General features: G+C 64.4%; 6 protein-coding genes and 1 pseudogene. All 7 read left to right on the forward strand.

Annotation, left to right across the window (positions count from 1 at the left end):
- The first annotated feature begins 132 nt into the window (after window positions 1-132).
- Complete coding sequence (locus QZ149_RS01010) at window positions 133-1,863, forward strand: alpha/beta-hydrolase family protein (protein ID WP_291448829.1); 1,731 nt, start codon at window positions 133-135, stop codon at window positions 1,861-1,863.
- 483 nt (window positions 1,864-2,346) lie between these two features.
- On the forward strand, window positions 2,347-3,969 hold the full coding sequence (locus tag QZ149_RS01015) for an Ig-like domain-containing protein (RefSeq protein WP_291448832.1): 1,623 nt from the start codon (window positions 2,347-2,349) through the stop codon (window positions 3,967-3,969).
- Window positions 3,970-4,184: 215 nt separating this feature from the next.
- A pseudogene (locus QZ149_RS01020) lies at window positions 4,185-8,010 on the forward strand (S8 family serine peptidase).
- A 214-nt stretch (window positions 8,011-8,224) separates the two neighbouring features.
- The gene (locus QZ149_RS01025; RefSeq protein ID WP_291448835.1) at window positions 8,225-11,617 is read left to right on the forward strand and encodes a S8 family serine peptidase; all 3,393 of its coding nucleotides are present in this window, start codon (window positions 8,225-8,227) and stop codon (window positions 11,615-11,617) included.
- Between the two features lie 222 nt (window positions 11,618-11,839).
- The gene (locus QZ149_RS01030; RefSeq protein ID WP_291448838.1) at window positions 11,840-15,652 is read left to right on the forward strand and encodes a S8 family serine peptidase; all 3,813 of its coding nucleotides are present in this window, start codon (window positions 11,840-11,842) and stop codon (window positions 15,650-15,652) included.
- A gap of 230 nt (window positions 15,653-15,882) precedes the next feature.
- Window positions 15,883-19,644, forward strand: a complete 3,762-nt coding sequence (locus tag QZ149_RS01035; RefSeq protein WP_291448841.1) for a S8 family serine peptidase — start codon at window positions 15,883-15,885, stop codon at window positions 19,642-19,644.
- A gap of 303 nt (window positions 19,645-19,947) precedes the next feature.
- The gene (locus QZ149_RS01040) at window positions 19,948-20,487 is read left to right on the forward strand and encodes a protease inhibitor I9 family protein (protein WP_291448843.1); all 540 of its coding nucleotides are present in this window, start codon (window positions 19,948-19,950) and stop codon (window positions 20,485-20,487) included.
- Window positions 20,488-20,716 lie beyond the last annotated feature (229 nt).

A 20,716-nucleotide genomic window follows, 5' to 3' on the forward strand; every position in this document is an offset into this window, starting at 1 on the left:
TTTCGCGCGCGTAAATCCCGGCCGTTAGCATCGCGCTCTGACCCATTTGTCAGGTGCATCCGGGCAAGTGTACACGCGGGAGTCAGCCCAGGCCTCGTCCCAGTCCTGAGCAGGTACCAACCACCTGGCACAATGGGTGTCATGGGTTTGTCGTTCCTGGGAGTGATTGCGGCGCTCGCCATGTATGCGGTGAGTGTGTCCCCCTCGCTCATGGCGCGCTCGTGGACGTGGCACGCGGTCGCCTCCGGCATCCTGGTGGCCTGCGGCTACGTCGCCGGCCTCGTCGTGCAGAACGTGGGACTGCTCGTCATCCGCCTCACTGGGCTGACGGTCAGGGCCTCCGATCCCGCCGAAATTGGCTTCCGCGTTGCCGCCGCCGCCCTGTTCGCCATCTGGTGGTTCTACGCTGTCATCCAGTCGTATCGCCGCGACCGCGTCGCCGCCACACTCGTCAACATGCCGGGGGAGACCATCGGCGAATACCTCCTTGGGACGGCGGGAGCAATCGCCGTCGCCTGGGCACTGCTCATGATCGTGCGCGCCTTCAACCATCTTGGTCGCATTCTCATCGCGACCCTCGCGGGCTTCATGCCCCGACCCGCCGCCATCATTACGGGCGTCGCCATCCTCTTCGTCATCATCTTTTTCCTGACCTCAAAAGTCATCCTGCGCGGCGGCATCGGCTTCTTCCGTCGCAAAGCAGAGCAGCTGAACATGCGCACCGCGCGCGGCATCTACAAGCCGACTGTCCCGGAGCGCTCCGCATCCCCGGCATCGCCCGTCACCTGGGAATCGGTCGGCGGGCAGGGGCGTGTCTTTCTCGGGCGAGGTTCCTCGCGCCGCGACATCGCGCAAGTGTGCGGCGTCGACGCCATGGAACCCATCCGCGTCTACTCCGGCATGCCCACGGGTGGAACCGGCATCGAGCAGGCCGCGGCGACCGTCGTCGCCGAGCTGCGCCGCACGGGCGCCTTTGATCGTGCCGTCATCCTCATCGCCGCGTCGACCGGCTCTGGGTGGGTCGACGAATGGCAGGTCCAGCCCCTCGAGTTCCTTACGCGCGGAAACTGCGCCACGGCCTCGTTGCAATACTCCTACGTGCCGTCCGTGCTCAACTGGCTTGCCGGACTCGAGCCCGCGCAGGACGCCTCCGCCGCGCTCTTCGCCGCCGTGCGCGCCGAGCTGGACCTCATGGACGAGGCCTCACGCCCCGCGCTGTTCGTCTGCGGCGAGTCCCTCGGCGCCTTCGCGTCGCAGTCCGTGTTCTCCTCCGTTGAAGACGCGCTCACCCAGGTGGACGGCGCACTGTGGGTAGGCACCCCCGCCTTCACCCCCATGCACGAGGCGCTCACCGCCGCGAGGCACACGGGCAGTCCCGAGGTCGCGCCCGTCGTCAACAATGGGCGCCGCGTGCGCTTCGTCAACGAACCCTCCGACCTGCGCACAGACCTGTACGGGCGCGAACTCGGCCCGTGGGGCTTCCCGCGCATCGTCTACGCCCAACACCCCTCCGACCCGGTCGTCTGGTGGAACAACAAGCTCATCTGGATGCAGCCCGACTGGCTGCGCGAGCGAGCCGGGCGCGACGTCTCGCGGGACGTGGAGTTCACGCGCTTCGCCACCTACATCCAGATCCTCGCCGACCTGCCCGTCGCCGGGACCGCGCCCGGCGGGCACGGGCACACCTACCATGAGGAACTCATCCCCCTGTGGCGCGCGATCCTCGGGTTTGATCGCCTCTTCGACGAGGCACCCGTGCACCCGCGCCTGGCTGCGCTGGATGGTAGCTGGGTGGACGATGCGATGGTTGAACGTATCGGCATTGTCGTGCGCGCGAACCTGAAGCTGTCCGACCGACAGTAAGCGTGCCGCGAGCCTGCGGCTCGGAGTGGTCGATCTCGAAGCCCGGCCAGGCCCTGCTGCCGCCCCCGGGCACCAATTTCGTCCCCGGGCCCCAAGCAGTCGAAGTGTTTGACAGGTGTGGGATCGCAAAATGATCGTAAATGCGCAGGTGACGGATCATTTTGTGCTTGTTAGTTTCAGATCGCCCGCAGACTTACCGAGCAAATAGGTGATACTTTCATTGAGATGTTAAGGGATTGAAGGAAAGTGTGTGTGAGAAAACGTGCGGCGGGTGTAGAACATTTGTTCATCGGTCAGGTTCCCAATGAAAAACTGCCAAAAAGCGCGCAAAACTATTATTAGTAATACCGCAAATTAACTTGTGACTACATGATGGTAAGTCAGTAACGCGTTGCTAGGTATCCATTTACGCAGTAGTGTTCATTATGCGGATCCCAAGCCTAACCATACGGTATGGTCCGTTGAATCAACATTGGAGTGAGTATGTCCCAGTTAGTTCACAGGGCGTTCTTGGCGACCCTGGCGACCGGCGCGATGGTGGCGTCCGGTGCAGCCTTCGGTGCCCCCGCGTTCGCGGCGCCCGCCCCCGACATGTACGGCCCGACCATTTCCGACGTCGAAACCACCAGTGAAGGTCTCGGCGGTTCGGTCTCCTTCGTCGTCGAAGATATCCCCGGTCTGTCCAGCATCGACCTGCGCGACCCCTCGACCGATGCGATCTTCTATCGCCGCGTCGTCGACTTCCCTGGCAATGTTTCGGCTGACGGTGTCCACCGCTACACGTTCGACATCAAGTTCTCCGACATACAGGCCGCTTGGACCAAAGCAGGCCACACGGATGCTCTGCCCGCTACGGTTAAGCTCGTTGCGTGGGGCAGTGATGGCCTGCCCTCCAAGCGAGCCGATGTGGCCCTCGAACCCGTGGCCATGACCTCGCTTGACTTCGGCATCGAGTCCGGCAAGCTTGACCTGCGAGTCGGCCAGCAGACGAACATCGGTGTCACGCACCAGCCTGAGAACGCAAATAAGACCAAGATCAATTGGTCCGGCGACGACATCGACGTCCTGAATGTCGATGAAAAGTCGGGCCTCGTGACTGCTCAGAAGGAAGGCTGCTCGGACGTCCGGGCTGTCGCCGACTACGCGGATCCGATGGTCTTCGATCCGGTGATGGCTACTGTCAACGTCTGCGTCACCGAGCTGGGCGAGGACGAGATCGCCGTCAATCACCTCCGCGTGGACCTGGCGGAGGGTGAGACCGTCACCCTCAAGCCGCTGCTGCCCGAAAAGTTCAAGGATGCCACCCTGTCCTGGGGCTTGGAGTACGACGGTGTGGCCATTCTGAAGGCGGCCGATGACGGCAAGAGCGCCACGATTACCGGCGGTAACTCTCTTGACTGGGATCAGGTCAACCTGACCGCCACCCTGGCCGACGGAACCGAGGCGACGGCGACGATGATTGTCGTCGTGAAGTCCGTCAAGCAGGATGCGACCGCTCCCGCGCCGTGGGTTGATCCGCAGCCCCAGCCGGACCCGCAGCCTCAGCCCGCACCCACGGGCACGTGGGAAAAGGACACAATCGGCTGGTGGTACCGCAACGCTGACGGTTCCTACCCGAAGGACACCGTGGCCACGATTGACGGGCGCGTTTTCCGCTTCGATGCTCGCGGCTACGTCCGGACCGGTTGGGTCGAGGAGTCCGGCACCTGGTACTACCACGACGCGAACGGCTACATGGTGACCGGTTGGCTCAACCTGGGTGGCACCTGGTATTACCTAGACGCCAACGGCGCGATGGCGACCGGTTGGCTCAACCTGGGTGGCACCTGGTATTACCTAGACGCCAACGGCGCGATGGCAACCGGTTGGCTCAACCTGGGTGGCACCTGGTACTACCTGAAGGCCTCGGGCGCGATGGCAACCGGTTGGCTCAACCTGGGTGGCACCTGGTACTACCTGAAGGCCTCGGGCGCGATGGCGACTGGCTGGCTGAACCTGGGTGGCACCTGGTACTACCTGAAGGCCTCGGGCGCGATGGCGACTGGCTGGCTGAACCTGGGTGGCACCTGGTACTACCTGGATGCCAACGGCGTATGGGTCAAGTGACCTGATCGCCTCTACAACACGGGCCGGGCCCGGGGACATCACACCTAAGCGTCTCCGGGTCCGGCCCTTTTGACATTTCAGATCGTCTTAATTGTTTCGTTAGCAATCTGAAGATTGTCAGTCGCGTCTTTTCCAGTAGCGTTGTGCTAGGCGGCTGCGACGTGGGAGCGCCCACGCTGGCAGTGGTCGTCTGTGACACTAATTGGAGAAGGCTTATGTCAATGAAGAAACCAGCTGTCCTCCTGGCGTTTGTCGGTGCGTGCGCGCTTGCGTTTACGGGTCCGGCGTCCGTGGCCTCACCGCTGCGCGCGGGTCCGGTTCCCGCGGAGGATACCCCGGCCTCGTCCCTGCCGGTCGGTGACCTTGACACGGCGCTGACCTCGAAGGACGGGCAGGCACCGGAGGTTGCCGAAGTCGTCGACCGGGACTCGGCGCGACTTGTCGGCGTCATCGTGCAACTCGAGGAAGGGATTGATCGTAGCGCTGCTCTTGCGACCGTGAACGAGGCCGTGGCTGCGTCGTTTCCAGGAGTGCAGGTTTGGGTGGAGCGGGAGTACGCCAACGTCCTGGATGGCTTCGCGCTGAGCGCCCCCGCCGGCAGCCTGGAGGAGATCCGCGGTGTGGCGGGTGTCAAGGCTGCCTTCCTGGAGCGCGAGGGGCACGTCAGTGATGCGGCCGCCGTTGACGCGGAGGGCGGCACCAGGGCCTCGCAGATCGAGGGGCAGGATCCCGCAAACCTGAGTGCCCAGCTCATGATGCGCACCGACCAGGTGACTCAGAAGGGCGAGGGGAAGGTCATCGCCATCATCGACACGGGTGTCGACATGACGCACCAGGCGTTCACGCCCGCGCTCACGGCCACACCTGCCCTGTCGGAGGACAAGGTGGATGAACTCAAGGCCCAGTTGGGGGAGGGGAAGACCGGCGTCTATGTGAATGAGAAGTTCCCCTTCGCCTACGACTACGCGGACGGTGACAACGATGCCTCGCCGCGCGAGGGAGGGTCGGGCTTCCATGGGACGCACGTCGCGGGTATCGCGGCGGGTAACGCCGACAAGATTGTCGGCACCGCCCCGGACGCTCAGATTATCGTCGGAAAGGTAACGCGCACCGAGGATGATGCGCTGCTGGATTCCGCTCTGCTGGCCGCACTCGACGACATGCTGATCCTGCATCCGGACGTCATTAACCTGTCGCTGGGCTGGACGGCCGGAATGGATAACGAGGCGGACACGGTCTATGCGACCGTCTACAAGAAGCTGCAGGAGGCGGGGATCACCGTCAACGCGGCTGCGGGCAACGCTTTTTCGACCGGGTACGGCAACATGTCTGGTAAGGGCCTGCCCTATGCTTCAAACCCCGACTCCTCGGTCATTGACGAACCCGCGACTTACCCCTCGGTGGTCGCCGTCGCCTCCGTCGAGAACGCGCTCATCCGCAATGCTTTCACGGCAGCCGGGAAGGATATCGGCTACCAGCGTTCGCGCGGCATGAACGGCGAGAAGGTCGCCTACTTCTCCGACCTGCCCGCCGGCACCTACGAGTATGTAGATGCGGGATTCGCCTCCGAGGAGGACGTGGCCGCCCTCACGGAAAAGTATCCGGATGGCCTCACCGGCAAGATTGCGCTTGTCTCGCGCGGCAACATGACCTACCAGAAGAAGGTCGAGAACCTGTACGACCTGCACCCCGCGGGTGTCCTCGTCTACAACAACGTTTCGGTCGGTTCCCTCATCATCATGAACCTGACGACCCAGGACGTGCCCGCCGCGTTTATCTCGCAGGCGGATGGCCAGGCCATGCTGGAGGCCGCTGATCATCACCTGACGATGGCTGAGGGCCAGGTTCTGCCGCAGTCCTCCGTCTACGAGGCCTCGGAGTTCTCCTCGTGGGGCGTTTCCCCAGATCTGCGCCTCAAGCCTGAAATCGCTGCGCCCGGTGGCAACGTTTTCTCCGCGATACCGAACGGTGCGTACGAGCAGACCTCGGGCACCTCGATGGCGACCCCGCAGATGTCGGGTATCAGTGCGATCGTCCTGCAGCGTGTCCAGTCTGATCCTCTTTTTGCCTTGATGAGTGCGCGTGAGAAGGTGGATGTCGTCCAGAATCTCATTATGGGCACCGCCCGCCCCCCTGACCGACGCGGCTCAGGATAGCGGGGTGCTGTATTCTCCGCGTAAGCAGGGCGCTGGCCTGGTTGACGCTCTGGCGGCCACGACCTCGTCTGTGTATCCGACCGTCGAGGGTGCCCCCGAGGTCTCCCGGCCCAAGGCCGACCTGGGGGATGGCACGAAGGGCTGGAACTTCGACGTCGTCCTGCACAACCTGTCCGACGCGGAAGCGACCTATGAGCTTTCCTCCCAGGCGCTCTCCGAGATCATCGACGACGGCTTCTTCACGGAGCATTCCTCGGATTGGCGAGGCCGTGGCGTGGCTGTGTCGTACAGCGGCGCGGCGTCGGGAGCGGGGGAGGGGGCGACCGTCACTGTGCCCGCGAAGGGCGAGGCCACCGTTGGCATCGACGTTACCCCCGGGTCCGAATTCGCCCAGTATGTCGCTGACAACGCTCCCTCGGGGACTTTCCTCGATGGCTTCGTGCGCTTCACCTCGCGCACCGAGAGCCAGCCCAGCCTGTCCGTGCCTTACCTGGGCTTCTACGGCGACTGGGGCAAGCCGGCCATCTTCGACGCACTCGCCTCCGAGGGCTACGGGCACACTCACGCCTCACAGATCGTGAATGGCGCGACCGGCAATCAGCTCGGCTACAACCCCCTTATCAAGGTGGGTGCACGCGAGGGTCGGCCCAACGCCGACCGCTACGTCATCTCGCGCTCCGGGGCTCCAGGTGCGCCCACGATCCTCGAACCCCGCACGGGCACGCTGCGCAGCGTCCACACGCTCACCAGCATCTACACGAACAAGGCCGGGGAGAAAGTCTCCTCCGTCACGAACCATCGGAACTGGAAGTCCGTGTATCTGACGAGCACCGAAGAGAACACGTGGGTCGAGGCCTACCACGAGCCCACCGCGCTGGACGCACGCTCTGACGCCTACAAGGACCTGCCCGACGGTGAGTACACGCTGACGATTGAGGCGAGCAACGACGGGCCGTCAAGCGCAGAGCAGTCGATCTCCTACAAGTTCCGCCTCGACGCGACCGCGCCCGTCATCTCCAACCTGACGTACGGGGGTGAGGGGCCAGACATGGTCATTTCCTTCGACGTCACCGATGCCTCGCCCCTGGCTGGCATCGACCTGCACGATCCTGTCGACGGCCTGTGGTTCTACCGCCACATTTTCACCCCCAGCGAGGGCAGCGTTGGCGAGGATGGGGCCTACAGCTACCACGTGGAGCTGCCCATCATGACGATCATGCAGGCGTGGGAGAATCAGGGCGGAACCGGGGGAGTTGTCTCGCACCCCTACGTGCTTGCATGGGACTACGGCCTGAACCCCTCCGATCCTGTGACCCTGGACCTGCCCACCAATAACAATCCGAACGTCCGGCTTCCCTGCGCCGATCCTGCGGGTGGTTCCTGGGTGAAGGATTCCGTCGGCTGGTGGTACCGCTGCGCGGACGGTGTGACCTACCTGAAGGCGGGTTGGTTCACCATCAATGGCTCGGAGTACCAATTCGGTCCGTCCGGCTACATGATGACCGGGTTCCTCAAGCGTGTGAGCGGAGAGTGGGTCTACGCGGACCCCGAGGGCGCTCTGGTGGGCGGCTGGGTCCGTGATGGAGTGTATGGAGGACCCCATTGGTATTACCTCGACCCAGCCACGAAGGTCATGCGCACCGGATGGTTGTTCGAGCGCGGTTCCTGGTACTATCTGGGAGCTTCCGGCAACATTCACACTGGATGGATCACGTACGGCAGTTCCTGGTACTACCTGGACTCAACTGGAGCGATGTGCACTGGATGGTTCAACCAGGGGGGCACCTGGTACTATCTGGGGTCCGATGGGGTGATGCTGACCGGTGTGCAAAAGATCAATGGGCGCGCCTATACTTTTGACCCTTCGGGCGCGTTAGTCGGGTGACGTGAGGGGGAGAAGACCGCACAAAGCCTGGGTTCGATGGTGCTTCGTGAGAACATCACCGAACCCAGGCCTTGTCGTTGAAAAAGTGTCGGGATTTTGCAAAAGGACTTCCAGATTCTGCGATAAGTGTTGTACTCTAATTCCGGGTGACCAATAGGTCAGACTTTAGGTAGGCCTGTAAGGGTCCCCAGACGCCAACATTGGAGTTAGACATATGACACTGAAGAAACCGGCGAAACTCATCGCTATCGCCGGCGCATGCGCGGTTGCAGTCGCGCTGCCGACGTCTCTTGCGCTGCCCGGGTCTTATGGACCCGAGGCTGATTCTGACCCCGAGGCTGCGCAATCCGCAGCCGGAGTGGTCGCGCAGCCTGAGCCCGAGCCTGAACTGCCCGTGGGCAACGCTGAAAATGCGTTGACCTCAGAGGAGGGCGAGCAGGTGGTTGATGGGGAAACTCAGGCCTCCACCGATGACGGATCCTCGCGCGTCGTGGATATGATCGTCCAGCTGAAGGACGGCACCGACACTGCCGCCGCCCTCGCCTCTATCAACGCGGCTGTTGCTGCGGCCTACCCGGATGCCTCGGCTGAGGTGTCGCGGGAGTACAGCAACACCTTTACGGGCTTCGCGCTGAGCGCTCCCATCGGCTCGATGGATGCGATCCGCGGCGTGAGCGGTGTCCAGAGCGCCTTCATTGATCGCGAGACCCAAGTCAGCGACGATGCAAACGGCGACTCTGACGATGCAGGCAGCGGTTCCGCAACGACTGCGTCACGTTCGCAGCACCCCGATAACCTGAGCGCGCAGATCATGATGCACGCTGACAAGGTTACTCAGAAGGGCGAAGGCAAGGTCGTCGCCATCATCGACACGGGCGTGGAAATGGACCACCCCGCGTTCTCGGGAGCCCTGCACGGAACTCCCGCAATCGACAGTTCCAAGGGCGCTGCTCTGGCGCAGCAGGTGGGCAAGAGCGGCACCTACGTGTCCGAGAAGTTCCCCTTCGCCTACGACTATGCGGACGGTGACAACGATGCCTCCCCGGCGGGTGCCCACGGCACGCACGTTGCCGGCATTACCGCAGCCAACGGTGATCAAATCATGGGTATCGCCCCCGATGCTCAGATCATCGTTGCGAAGGTTGCGCGCAGCCGCGGTGGCGGCATCCCCGACTCCGCGCTGCTCGGAGCCCTGGACGACATGGCGGACATTAAGCCTGACGTCGTGAACATGTCCCTCGGCCGCACGGCCGGCATGGACAGTGCGGCCGACACCCTGTTCGCGGGCGTGTACGAGAAGCTGCAGGAGAAGGGCATCACTCTCGACGTTGCTGGAGGCAACGAGTTCCAAGCCGGCTACGGCAACAAGTCGGGCAAGAACCTGCCCTACGCCTCCGACCCGGACTCCTCGACCCTGGGTGAACCCTCCACCTTCGCGCCCGTCGTGTCGGTGGCCTCCATCGAAAACGCGCGGAACGGTCGCGGTGCCTACACGATGTCTGACTTCAGCTCGTGGGGCGTGTCTCCTGACATGCGCCTCAAGCCTGAGGTGACCGCCCCCGGTGGCAACATCTACTCCTCCGTGCCCGGCGGCGGCTACCAGTACATGTCAGGCACGTCCATGGCGACCCCGCAGATCACCGGCGTCAGCGCCGTCGTTCTTGAGCGCATTCAGAACGACCCGCTCTTCTCCTCGATGAGCGCGCGCCAGAAGGCCGACGTCGTCCAGAACCTCATCATGGGCACCGCTGTCCCCGTCGCCGATCCGAACGCCGGCTCCGGTGCCTACTACTCCCCGCGTAAGCAGGGCGCAGGCCTCGTGAACGTTCAGGCTGCCACGACCTCGTCCGTGTACCCGACCGTGAACGGTGCTGCCGACTCTTCCCGCCCCAAGGCGGAACTCGGTGATGGCACCAAGGGCTGGCACTTCGACGTCACCCTGCACAACCTGTCCGGCACGGCGGCGACCTACGATCTCTCCGCTCAGGCCCTGTCTGAGAACATCTCGGGCGGCCTCTTCACCGGCAGCTCCACCGACTGGAACGGCAAGGGCGTCAGCGTCTCCTTCTCCAACAATAGCGTGACCGTCCCCGCCAAGGGCGAGGCCACCGTTGGTATCGACGTCACCCCCGGCAGCCAGTTCGCCCAGTGGGTGAGCGCGAACGCCCCCTCGGGCACCTTCCTGGACGGCTTCGTGCGCTTCACGGCTCGCACGAATGGCCAGTCCGACATGACCGTGCCCTACCTGGGCTTCTACGGATCCTGGGGCACGCCTTCGATCTTCGATCAGATGGTCTCCGAGGGTGACGGCCACGCTGCTTCCTCGGCCATCTACAACGGCCAGAACGGCAGCCTCCTCGGCTACAACCCCCTCGTGAAGGGCAGGGATCGCGAGGGTCGTCCCAACGCTGACCGCTACGTGATCTCCCGTTCCACGGCCTCGGGCGCGCCCACGGCCATCACTCCTCGCACGGGCACGCTGCGGTCCGTCCACACGATGACCACGACCTACGCGAACGAGGCCGGCAAGAGCGTCGCTTCCTTCACCTCCACGCAGAACTGGAAGTCGGTGTATAACTCCGACGAGCGTCGGATGACCTGGGTTGAGGAAAACCACGAGTCGCGTTCGATCAACCTCAACGACTACAAGTACTCGAGGCTGCCCGACGGCAAGTACACGCTGACGATTGCCGCCACCAACGACGGCCCCTCGCCGACGAAGCAGTCCCTGACCTACAACTTCCGCGTTGACACCAAGGCGCCCGTCGTCGAGCGTGCCACGCTGAGCAACGGGGGTTCCACCCTCAACGTGGAGATCAGCGACGAGTCGCCGCTGGCTGGCTTCACGGTGAACGACTCGAACAGCGGCCAGTACATCTACAGCGACGTCATCCGTAACGACGCTGACCAGACCTACTCGAACGGTCGTTACCACTACACGGCTACCGTCGACATGAGCAGGGTGAGCGGCGGCAGCAACAACAAGCCCTACGTGCTTGCGTGGGACTACGGCCTCAACCACTCCAAGGCCATCACGATCGGGACGGCTACCGGTAACGACGGCGGCAACACCGGGGACCAGCCCGGTAACGGCGGCGGCGATAACGGTGGAAACACCGGCGATCAGCCCGGTAATGACGGCGGTAACGGCGGCAACGTGTGTAGCCCCTCCATGGGTGGGCGCTGGGTGACCGACGGCTACCGCTGGGCGTGGCAGTGCAACAACGGTGCGTACCTACGTAACGGCTGGTACCTCATCGATGGTCGCTACTACTACTTCGATGGCAACGGCTACATGAGCTCCGGCTGGGTGCGCGGTAAAGGCTCCTGGTACTACCTGGGCAACGACGGTGCCATGCAGACCGGCTGGGTTAAGAGCGATGGTCGCTGGTACTACCTGGGCAACGACGGTGCCATGCAGACCGGCTGGGTTAAGAGCGATGGTCGCTGGTACTACCTGGGCAACGACGGTGCCATGCAGACCGGCTGGGTCAAGATCGGTGGCCGCTGGTACTACCTGGGTTCCGACGGTGCGATGTACAGCGGTATCCGCACGATCGATGGAAACTCCTACGAGTTCAGCGAATCTGGCGAGTGGATCAAGTGATCTGACGTCCTCTTCGTGAAACATACCGCCTGGGCCCGGGAACGCTAGTGCGACAGCGTTTCCGGGCTCAGGCCTCGTTGGTTGTGGGCGGGTGCTGTGTCATCCGTGAAACGGTGTCAAACTCGCGTGTTGTGTCGTGTACCCTACGAAGTAATGACCGACGGGTCGGACTTTGTACTGCGCCCGTGCGGTCTGTCATCAACACATGGGAGTTTTACGACTATGACACCGAAGAAACCAGTGGCGCTGCTTGCGCTCGCTGGGGCGTGCGTGCTCGCGGTCGCGGCTCCGGCTGCCCTTGCGGCACCGCCCGCCCCCGCCCCCGTCACCCCACAGCCCGCGCCGTCCGCGACCGAACCGATCATTCCGGTCGGCGACGTCGACACCGCGCTGACCTCGAAGAGCGGCCAGACCCCGGCCGCTGCGCCGACCCAGGCCTCCGCTGCTGAGGACTCCGCGCGCGTCGCCGGCATCATCGTCGAGCTGGCGAGCGGCACCGACCGCGCTGCCGCCCTCGCCGCCATGAACGAGGCCGTGGCTGGGGTTGACCCGGGTGCCTCCGCCGAGGTGAGCCGCGAGTACACCAACGCCTTCAGCGGATTCGCGCTGAAGGCCCCCGCTGGGTCGCTTGACGCGATCCGCAGCGTGAGCGGCGTGAAGGCCGCGTTCCTCGAGCGTGAGATTCAGGTCGACGATAACGTGACGACCGACGCCGAGGGCGGTTTCGCGGCCGCGCGCCTGGCGGGCCAGAATCCCGACAACCTGAGCGCCCAGCTCATCATGCACGCCGACCAGGTGTCCCAGAAGGGCGCGGGCAAGGTTATTGCCGTCATCGACACGGGCGTGGACATGACCCACCCGGCCTTCGCCGGTACCCTGTCCGGGACTCCCGCCCTGGATGCGGGAAAGGTGGCCTCCCTGGCCGCGCAGCTGGGTGCGGGCAAGACGGGCACCTACGTCTCTGAGAAGTTCCCCTTCGCCTACGATTACGCGGATGATGACGCCGACGCGTCTCCGGCAGGTTCCCACGGTACGCACGTCGCCGGTATCGCCGCGGGTAACGCCGGTGAGATCATGGGCGTGGCCCCCGACGCGCAGATCATTGTCGCGAAGGTCGAACGCGACCGCGGCGGTATCCCGGACTCCGCGCTGCTATCCGCCCTGGATGACATGGCGGTCCTGCGCCCCGACGTCGTGAATCTTTCGCTCGGCCAGACAGCCGGCATGGACAACGCCGCCGACAGCGTCTACGCGGGAATCTTCGAGACGCTGCAGGAGAAGGGGGTCGCAGTCGACGCGGCCGCCGGTAACGAATTCTCCGCAGGCTACGGCAACAACTCGGGTAAGAACCTGGCCTACGCCTCCGACCCCGACTCCTCGACCCTGGATGAACCCGCTTCCTACGCCCCCGTGGTTGCCGTGGCCTCCCTCGATAACGTGCTTCAGGCCAACGGTTTCAAGGCAGCCGGACGAGACGTCGCCTACCAGCGTGCGCGCGCGGAGAACGGTGACAAGATCGCTGACATCGCCGAGCTGCCCGCTGGCGACTACGAGTTCGTTGACGGTGGAATCGCCTCCGAAGAAGATGTGAAAGCTCTCAAGGAGAAGTACCCGGACGGGCTGGCCGGTAAGTTCGTGCTCGTGTCGCGCGGTAAGCTGACCTTCGACGCTAAGGTGTCGAACCTTGCAGACCTCAAGCCCGCTGGCGTCCTCGTCTACAACAACGTCCCCGGCGACGCGCTCATGGTCATGAGCCTGTCGACGCTGAGCGTGCCCGCCGGTTTCATGTCGCAGGCCGATGGTCAGGCCATGCTGGCTGCCGCCGACCATCACCTGACCCTCGTTGAGGGCATGACGATCACGCCCAGCAGCAAGCATTCGATATCCGGCTTCAGTTCGTGGGGCGTCACCCCTGATCTGCGGCTCAAGCCCGAGGTGACTGCCCCCGGCGGCAACATCTATTCCTCGGTGCCTGACGGCGCATACGGGTTCATGTCCGGCACGTCCATGGCGACGCCCCAGATCGTCGGCGTGAGCGCCGTCGTGCTTGAGCGCGTTCAGAACGATCCGCTCTTTGCCTCGATGAGTGATCGTGAGAAGGTGGACGTCGTCCAGAACCTCATCATGGGCACAGCCGCCCCCGTCGTCGATCCACTCCAGGACACTGGTGCCTACTACTCTCCGCGCAAGCAGGGATCCGGCCTGGTGAACGTTCTGGCTGCTACGACCTCGTCTGTGTACCCGACCGTGAAGGGTGCCCCCGAACAATCCCGACCCAAGGCCGACCTGGGGGATGGCACCAAGGGCTGGCACTTCGACGTCGTCCTGCACAACCTGTCCGACGCCTCGGCGACCTATGAGATGAACTCCCAGGCGCTCTCCGACATCGTGACGGACGGCTTCTTCAGTGAGCGCTCCTCCGATTGGCGTGGCAAGGGCGTGGAGATCGCCTACTCCGGCGCTGCCTCGGCCACCGGCGAGGGCGCGACCGTCACCGTTCCCGCGAAGGGCGAGGCCGCTGTCGGCATCGACGTCACCCCCGGATCCGCGTTCGCCCAGTACGTGACAGACAATGCGCCGTCGGGTACCTTCCTGGAGGGCTTCGTGCGCTTCACGTCGCGCACGCAGGGTCAGTCTGATCTGACCGTGCCCTACCTGGGCTTCTACGGTGACTGGGGTAAGCCCGCGATCTTTGACCAGCTTGCCTCTGAGGGTGATGGGCACATCCTGGCCTCGGGCATCTACGACGGGGTGAACGGCAGTTCGCTGGGCTACAACCCCCTCGACGATGCGACGAAGCGTGAGGGTCGCCCCAACGCTAAGAATTACGTGATTTCTCGCTCCGACAGCATGTTCGCGCCCACGGCTGTCTACCCTCGCACGGGCACGCTGCGGTCTGTCCACACGATGACCACGACCTACACGAACGAGGCCGGCGAGGTCGTCGCCTCCTACACGTCGCACCAGAACTGGAAGTCTGCCCTGGATTCGAATGGGGTCATGACCGCTGTGGAGCAAGGCCATACGTCCAGAGGCTTGGACCTGATGTCCGACGAGTTCAAGAACCTACCCGACGGCACGTACAAGCTGACGATTGCTGCTAGCAACGATGGCCCTTCTACCACCGAGCAGTCCATCTCCTATGACTTCCGCGTCGACACGAAGGCCCCGGTTCTGAAAAACGTGAACGTGGACCTCGCCGATGTCGGCGGTCCTACCCTCAGCCTGGAGATCAGTGATGAATCGCCCATTGCGGGCTTTACCGTGCACGACCCCGGAAGCGGACTGTGGTTCTACCGCGAGGTCGTTGATAACAGTTCCGATCAGTGGTTCAACAACGGTAGGTACTACTACAGCCTGAGCCTCGCCCTGGGTGAGCTAGAGAGCGCTTGGGCTGCGCAGGGTGGCACGGGTGACATCATCGCCCACCCCTATGTCATGGCGTGGGACTACGGCCTCAACCACTCCGAGGCCGTCACGATTGACCTGCCTTCCGACAACGAGGGTCCGATCGCTCCGTGCGTGAGCCCCACGGGCGGACACTGGGCCCACGACTCCACCGGCTGGTGGTACGCCTGCGCGAGTGGCACGGACTACCTCAAGGGTGGCTGGTTCACGATCAATGGCTCCGACTACCTGTTCGGTCCCAACGGCTACATATCCACCGGTTTCCTCCAGCGTCCCTCCGGCGAGTGGGTCTACGCGGATTCCGAGGGCGCCCTGGCGGGCGGCTGGGTCCGTGACGGTGCCTCCTGGTATTACCTTGATCCGGCTACCAAGGTCATGCGCACCGGCTGGCTGCTCGACCGCGGCTCCTGGTACTACCTGTCCGACAGCGGTGCGATGGCCGTCGGCTGGGTGCAGGTTGACGGGTCCTGGTACTACATGAACGCCGACGGCATCATGCAGACTGGCTGGGTGAAGGTGGGTTCCTCCTGGTACTACCTGTCCTACTCCGGCGCGATGCTGACCGGCACGCACACGATCAATGGACGTACCTACGTCTTTGATGAGTCGGGCGCGCGGGTCAGGTGATCTGAGCGTCGGCGTCTGACGAAGAATCGGCCCGGGCCTCGGAACGTTGTTATGTAAGCGTTTCGAGGCCCGGGTCCGGTTTATTAGTAAAATATTCTTCAATCGTTTCCCAATGTGAAACAAAGTTTGTCATAAGCCTTTTGTCATGTATGTTGGGTGTGGCGGCCGACACGGCGCGGTCTCCTTCACGCCCAAGGGCGGCCGCTTGTCGACACATTGGAGTTACGCACATGACAACGAAGAAACCTACGGCGCTCCTCGCGCTCGTCGGCGCCTGTGCGCTGGCGGTCACGGGACCCGCGTCCCTTGCATCTCCGCCGACGCCCACGGCGCCCCAACCCACCCAGGACGCCCAGGCCTCGTCCCTGCCCGTGGGTGACATCGACACCGCGCTGACCTCGAAGAACGGCGAGACCGCGACGCTCGAGGCGGACGCGACGGTGAACGACCAGGATCCGGCGCGCGTCGTCGGTATCATCGTCCAGCTCCAGGACGGAGCTGACCGCAGCTCCGCGCTCGCCTCCATCAACGAGGCCGTGGCCGGGGCCGTCCCTGGATCCGCCGCCACGGTAGAACGCGAGTATGACAACGCCCTGGACGGCTACGCCCTCAAGGCACCCGCCGGGTCGCTCAGCGCGATCCGCGCCGCGAATGGCGTCAAGGCCGCCTTCATTGAACGCGAGACCCCCGTCGAGGATGCCGACGACCAGGTCGCTGGCGAGGGAGCGACGAACTCCGCCCGTACCTCAACCCAGGACCCCGCCAACCTCAGCGCCCAGCTGATGATGCACGCCGACCAGATCACCCAGAAGGGCGACGGGAAGGTCATCGCCGTCATCGACACGGGCGTGGACATGACGCATCCGGCGTTCGCGGGCGCCCTCGGGGGGACCCCCGCGCTCTCGGCGGACAAGGTGGCGTCCCTGACCCCCCAGCTGGGCGACGGCAAGACCGGCACCTACGTGTCGGAGAAGTTCCCCTTCGCCTACGACTACGCGGATAACGACCCGGACGCCTCGCCGACCGGACAAGCCGGATCGCACGGCACGCACGTCGCCGGCATCGCCGCGGGCAACGCGGGCGAAATCGTCGGCATCGCGCCCGACGCGCAGATCATCGTCGCCAAAGTCGCGCGCAGCGTCGAGGGCGACATCACCGATTCCGGGCTGCTCGCCGCACTCGACGACATGGTGATCCTGCACCCCGACGTCATCAACCTGTCGCTCGGCCAGCTCGGAGGTATGGACAACGAGGCCGACTCGGTCTACGCGACCGTCTTCAAGAGCCTGCAGGACGTGGGCGTGACCGTCAACGCGGCAGCCGGTAACCACTACACGGCCGGATACGGCAATACCTCCGGCAAAAACCTGCCCTTCGCGTCCGACCCGGACTCCTCCACCCAGTGCGAGCCAGCGACCTACTCCTCCGTGGTCTCCGTCGCCTCCGTCGATAACTCGCTGGCGCACAGCGCGTTCACCGTCGGCGACCGCGACATTCCCTTCCAGCGGGCCGGTGGCGCTGACGGTCAGAAGATGCCCGACCTGTCCGACCTGACCGGCGGCCCCTTCGAATATGTCGACGGCGGCATCGGTTCGGCCGAGGACGGCGCCGCGCTCAAGGCCAAGTACCCCGAGGGCCTGGCCGGAAAGATCGTGCTGGTCAAGCGAGGCTCCCTCACCTTCCAGACCAAGTTCGACAACATCGCAGGCTCCAAGCCCGCCGGCTTCATCGTCTACAACAATGTTCCCGGTGACTCCCTCGTCGTCATGAGCCTGGCGACGGACGGCGTGCCCGCCGCATTCATTTCGCAGGCGGACGGCGAGGCCATGCTGGCCGCCGCCGACCACCACCTGAGCGTCGCCCCCGGCAAGGTCGTCGCCCCCAGCTCGAAGTACTCCATGTCGAGCTTCTCCTCCTGGGGTGTCACCCCCGACCTGCGCCTCAAGCCCGAGGTCGCCGCACCCGGCGGCAACATCTACTCCTCGGTGCCCGGAGGCACCTACGAGTTCATGTCCGGCACGTCGATGGCGACCCCGCAGATGGCGGGCGTGAGCGCGGTTGTCCTGCAGCGCGTCCAGAATGATCCGCTGTTCGCGTCCATGAGCGCACGCGAAAAGGTGGACGTCGTCCAGAACCTCATCATGGGCACGGCCGCTCCCATCGCTGACCCGCTCCAGGACACCGGCGACCCGTACTCCCCGCGCAAGCAGGGCTCGGGTCTGGCGAACGTCCTGGCTGCCACGACCTCGTCCGTATACCCGACCGTGGCGGGTGCCCCCGAGTCCTCCCGACCCAAGGCCGACCTGGGGGATGGGACCAAGGGATGGCACTTCGACGTCACCCTCTACAACCTCTCCGGCGTCGAGGCCACCTACGCCCTGAACACGCAGGCGCTCTCCGAGTTCGTTGAGGATGGATTCTTCACCGGCCACTCCTCCGACTGGCGAGGCAAGGGCGTGGACATCGCCTACTCCGGCGCGGCCGTGAGCGGCACCGGCGAAGGCGCGACCATCACCGTCCCCGCCTCGAGCGAAGCGACCGTGGGCGTGGACGTCACGCCTCGCGCCGCCTTCGACTCCTACGTCGCGCAGAACACGCCCAACGGCACGTTCCTCGACGGCTTCGTGCGCCTCACCTCGAAGACCGACGGTCAGCCCGACCTGACCGTGCCCTACATGGGCTTCTATGGCGACTGGGGCAAGGCCCCCATCTTCGACGCCCTCGCCTCCGACGGGGGAGCGCACACCCTGGCCTCGGGCATCTACAACGGCACCACGGGCCAGCAGCTGGGATACAACCCCCTGGTCAAGGCCGACGCGCGCACCGGCACGCCCAAGGCTGACCGCTACGTCCTCTCCCGCGCCGAGGCCTCGGGCGCTCCCACGGTCCTCGAACCGCGTACCGGCACCCTGCGCAGCGTCCACACGCTCAACACCGTGTACGCGAACGCCGCCGGTGAATCCGTCGCCTCGTACGTGACCCACCAGGCCTGGAAGTCCGGTGTCAACCCCAGCACCGGCAAGATGACATGGGTAGAGGACGGGCACGAGTCCACCGCGCTCGACCTGCGCTCCGACGCGTACAAGAACCTGCCCGACGGCGACTACACGCTGACGCTCTCCGCGCACAACGACGGCCCCTCGCAGGCCGAGCAGTCGATCTCGTACAACTTCAGCATCGACACCACCGCCCCTACGGTCGACACCCTCGCATTCAGTGAGGACGGCGACGCGCCGCAAGTCACCATCGCCGTGACCGACAACAAGCCCCTCGCGGGTATCGACCTGCACGACCCAGCAGACGGCCTGTGGTTCTACCGCCATATCTTCTCCGACACCGAGGGTGTCAAGGGAGACGACGGCAAGTACCGCTACGAGCTCGACGTCCCCATGTCTGAACTCTCCCAGGCGTGGACCGACCAGGGTGGCTCCGGCGAAGTCATCGCCCACCCGTACCTGCTCGCATGGGACTACGGCCTCAACCACTCCGAGCCGCGCACCGTCGACCTGCCCACCAGCAACGAGGGTGCGAAGCTTCCCTGCATCGACCCCGCGGGCGGACACTGGGCGAATGACGCCACCGGCTGGTGGTACGTCTGCGCCAACGGCTCCGACTACCTGGCGAGCGGCTGGTACACCATCAACGGCTCCGACTACCAGTTTGGCCCTGCCGGCTACATGATGACCGGGTTCCTCAAGCGCCCCTCCGGCGAGTGGGTGTATGCGGACGCTTCCGGCACTCTGCTGAGCGGCTGGATCCGCGACGGAGGCTCCTGGTACTACCTGGGTGACTCCGGCGACATGCACACCGGCTGGGTCACGGTCGACGGTCTCTGGTACTACCTCTCCTCGTCTGGCGCGATGCACACCGGCTGGCTCCAGCAGGGCGGCTCCTGGTACTACCTGGGACCTGACGGTGCCATGTTCACCGGTACGCATACGATCAACGGCCGCACCTACACCTTCGATGAGTCGGGAGTCTGGCAGCACTAACGCTGGCTGCTTCTGATTCACGAGGCCTGGGCCCGGGAACGTTCCACCGCGGACGTTCCCGGGCCCACTCGCTGTTGCGCACGTGGGCCCTCTGTTCCGTGCGTGGGCAGCCTCGCTCACGCACGGAACAGCGGGTTTGGCTGCGGATGAGAGGTCCCACGTGCGGATGAGGGGCAACGCGTGCGTGGTGGACGTGGATGCCGCGCACGTCGCTTGTTGTCCTGCGGTATGTTGGATGCATCTGCCGATACAGCGGCGACGACGCAACTGCCTCGGTCGCCTGTGAATGCGAAGGAATGCACCATGTCCATGAAGAAACCAGCCGCCATCCTTGCAGGCGTCGGAACGTGTGCGCTCGCGGTCGCGAGCTGTTCCGTGTCCTCTCCGCAGACGCCCTCCGCCCAGTCCGACCCTGGCGCGGACTCGCAGCAGTCTGCTCCCCAGTCCGCTCCTCAGTCGGCTCCCCAGTCGGACCCGCAGTCCAGCTCGACGGCTCCCGTGCTGCCGGTGGGTGACGCCGATACTGCGTTGACCTCCAAGGATGGGCAGGACAGCCCGGATGTGCAGAGCGGTGCCCCCGCGCCGTCTGGCGATGCCGAGGCAGCGGAACCTGTCGTCGTCATCGTCCACCTTGAGGAGGGTGCTGATCGTGAGGCGACCCTTGCTTCCATCAACGAGGCCGTGGCTGGGGTTTATCCGGATGCGACCGTCGAGGTCGAACGCGAGTATAAGAACGCCTTGCAGGGCTACGCGCTGCGCGTGCCTGCGGGCTCGCTGGACGCGATCCGTGGAGTGAGCGGCGTGAAGTTGGTGTCCATCGAGCGTGAGACACGCGTCCAGTAGTTGTCCTGTAGGCGGTGGTCGGGCGAGCGTGTGAGGTCGCCCGACCACCTTTTTGTCTCTGCATACACGGAATCATTAAGTTTGACAGCGTGGTAGTAATGAGGCTCTTCGCATTTAAGGGTGTAGGAGGTGTTGGAATCCGCCGGAGTGGAGGAGGCAGCGTAGGCGGTAGTTTCGGTGGTTGACGAATCCTTGGGCGATGCCGCGTAGGTGTTCGAGGCGTCCGTTG

The sequence above is a fragment of the Actinomyces sp. ICM47 genome, from assembly GCF_905369875.1.
In the GTDB taxonomy this organism is placed as follows: Bacteria; Actinomycetota; Actinomycetes; order Actinomycetales; family Actinomycetaceae; genus Pauljensenia.

What these genes read in the sequence shown, in the direction of transcription:
- QZ149_RS01040 (WP_291448843.1), top strand. Translation starts at nt 19,948, where the DNA reads ATGTCCATGAAGAAACCAGCCGCCATCCTTGCAGGCGTCGGAACGTGT.
- QZ149_RS01030 (WP_291448838.1), top strand. Translation starts at nt 11,840, where the DNA reads ATGACACCGAAGAAACCAGTGGCGCTGCTTGCGCTCGCTGGGGCGTGC.
- QZ149_RS01025 (WP_291448835.1), top strand. Translation starts at nt 8,225, where the DNA reads ATGACACTGAAGAAACCGGCGAAACTCATCGCTATCGCCGGCGCATGC.
- QZ149_RS01035 (WP_291448841.1), top strand. Translation starts at nt 15,883, where the DNA reads ATGACAACGAAGAAACCTACGGCGCTCCTCGCGCTCGTCGGCGCCTGT.
- QZ149_RS01015 (WP_291448832.1), top strand. Translation starts at nt 2,347, where the DNA reads ATGTCCCAGTTAGTTCACAGGGCGTTCTTGGCGACCCTGGCGACCGGC.
- QZ149_RS01010 (WP_291448829.1), top strand. Translation starts at nt 133, where the DNA reads ATGGGTGTCATGGGTTTGTCGTTCCTGGGAGTGATTGCGGCGCTCGCC.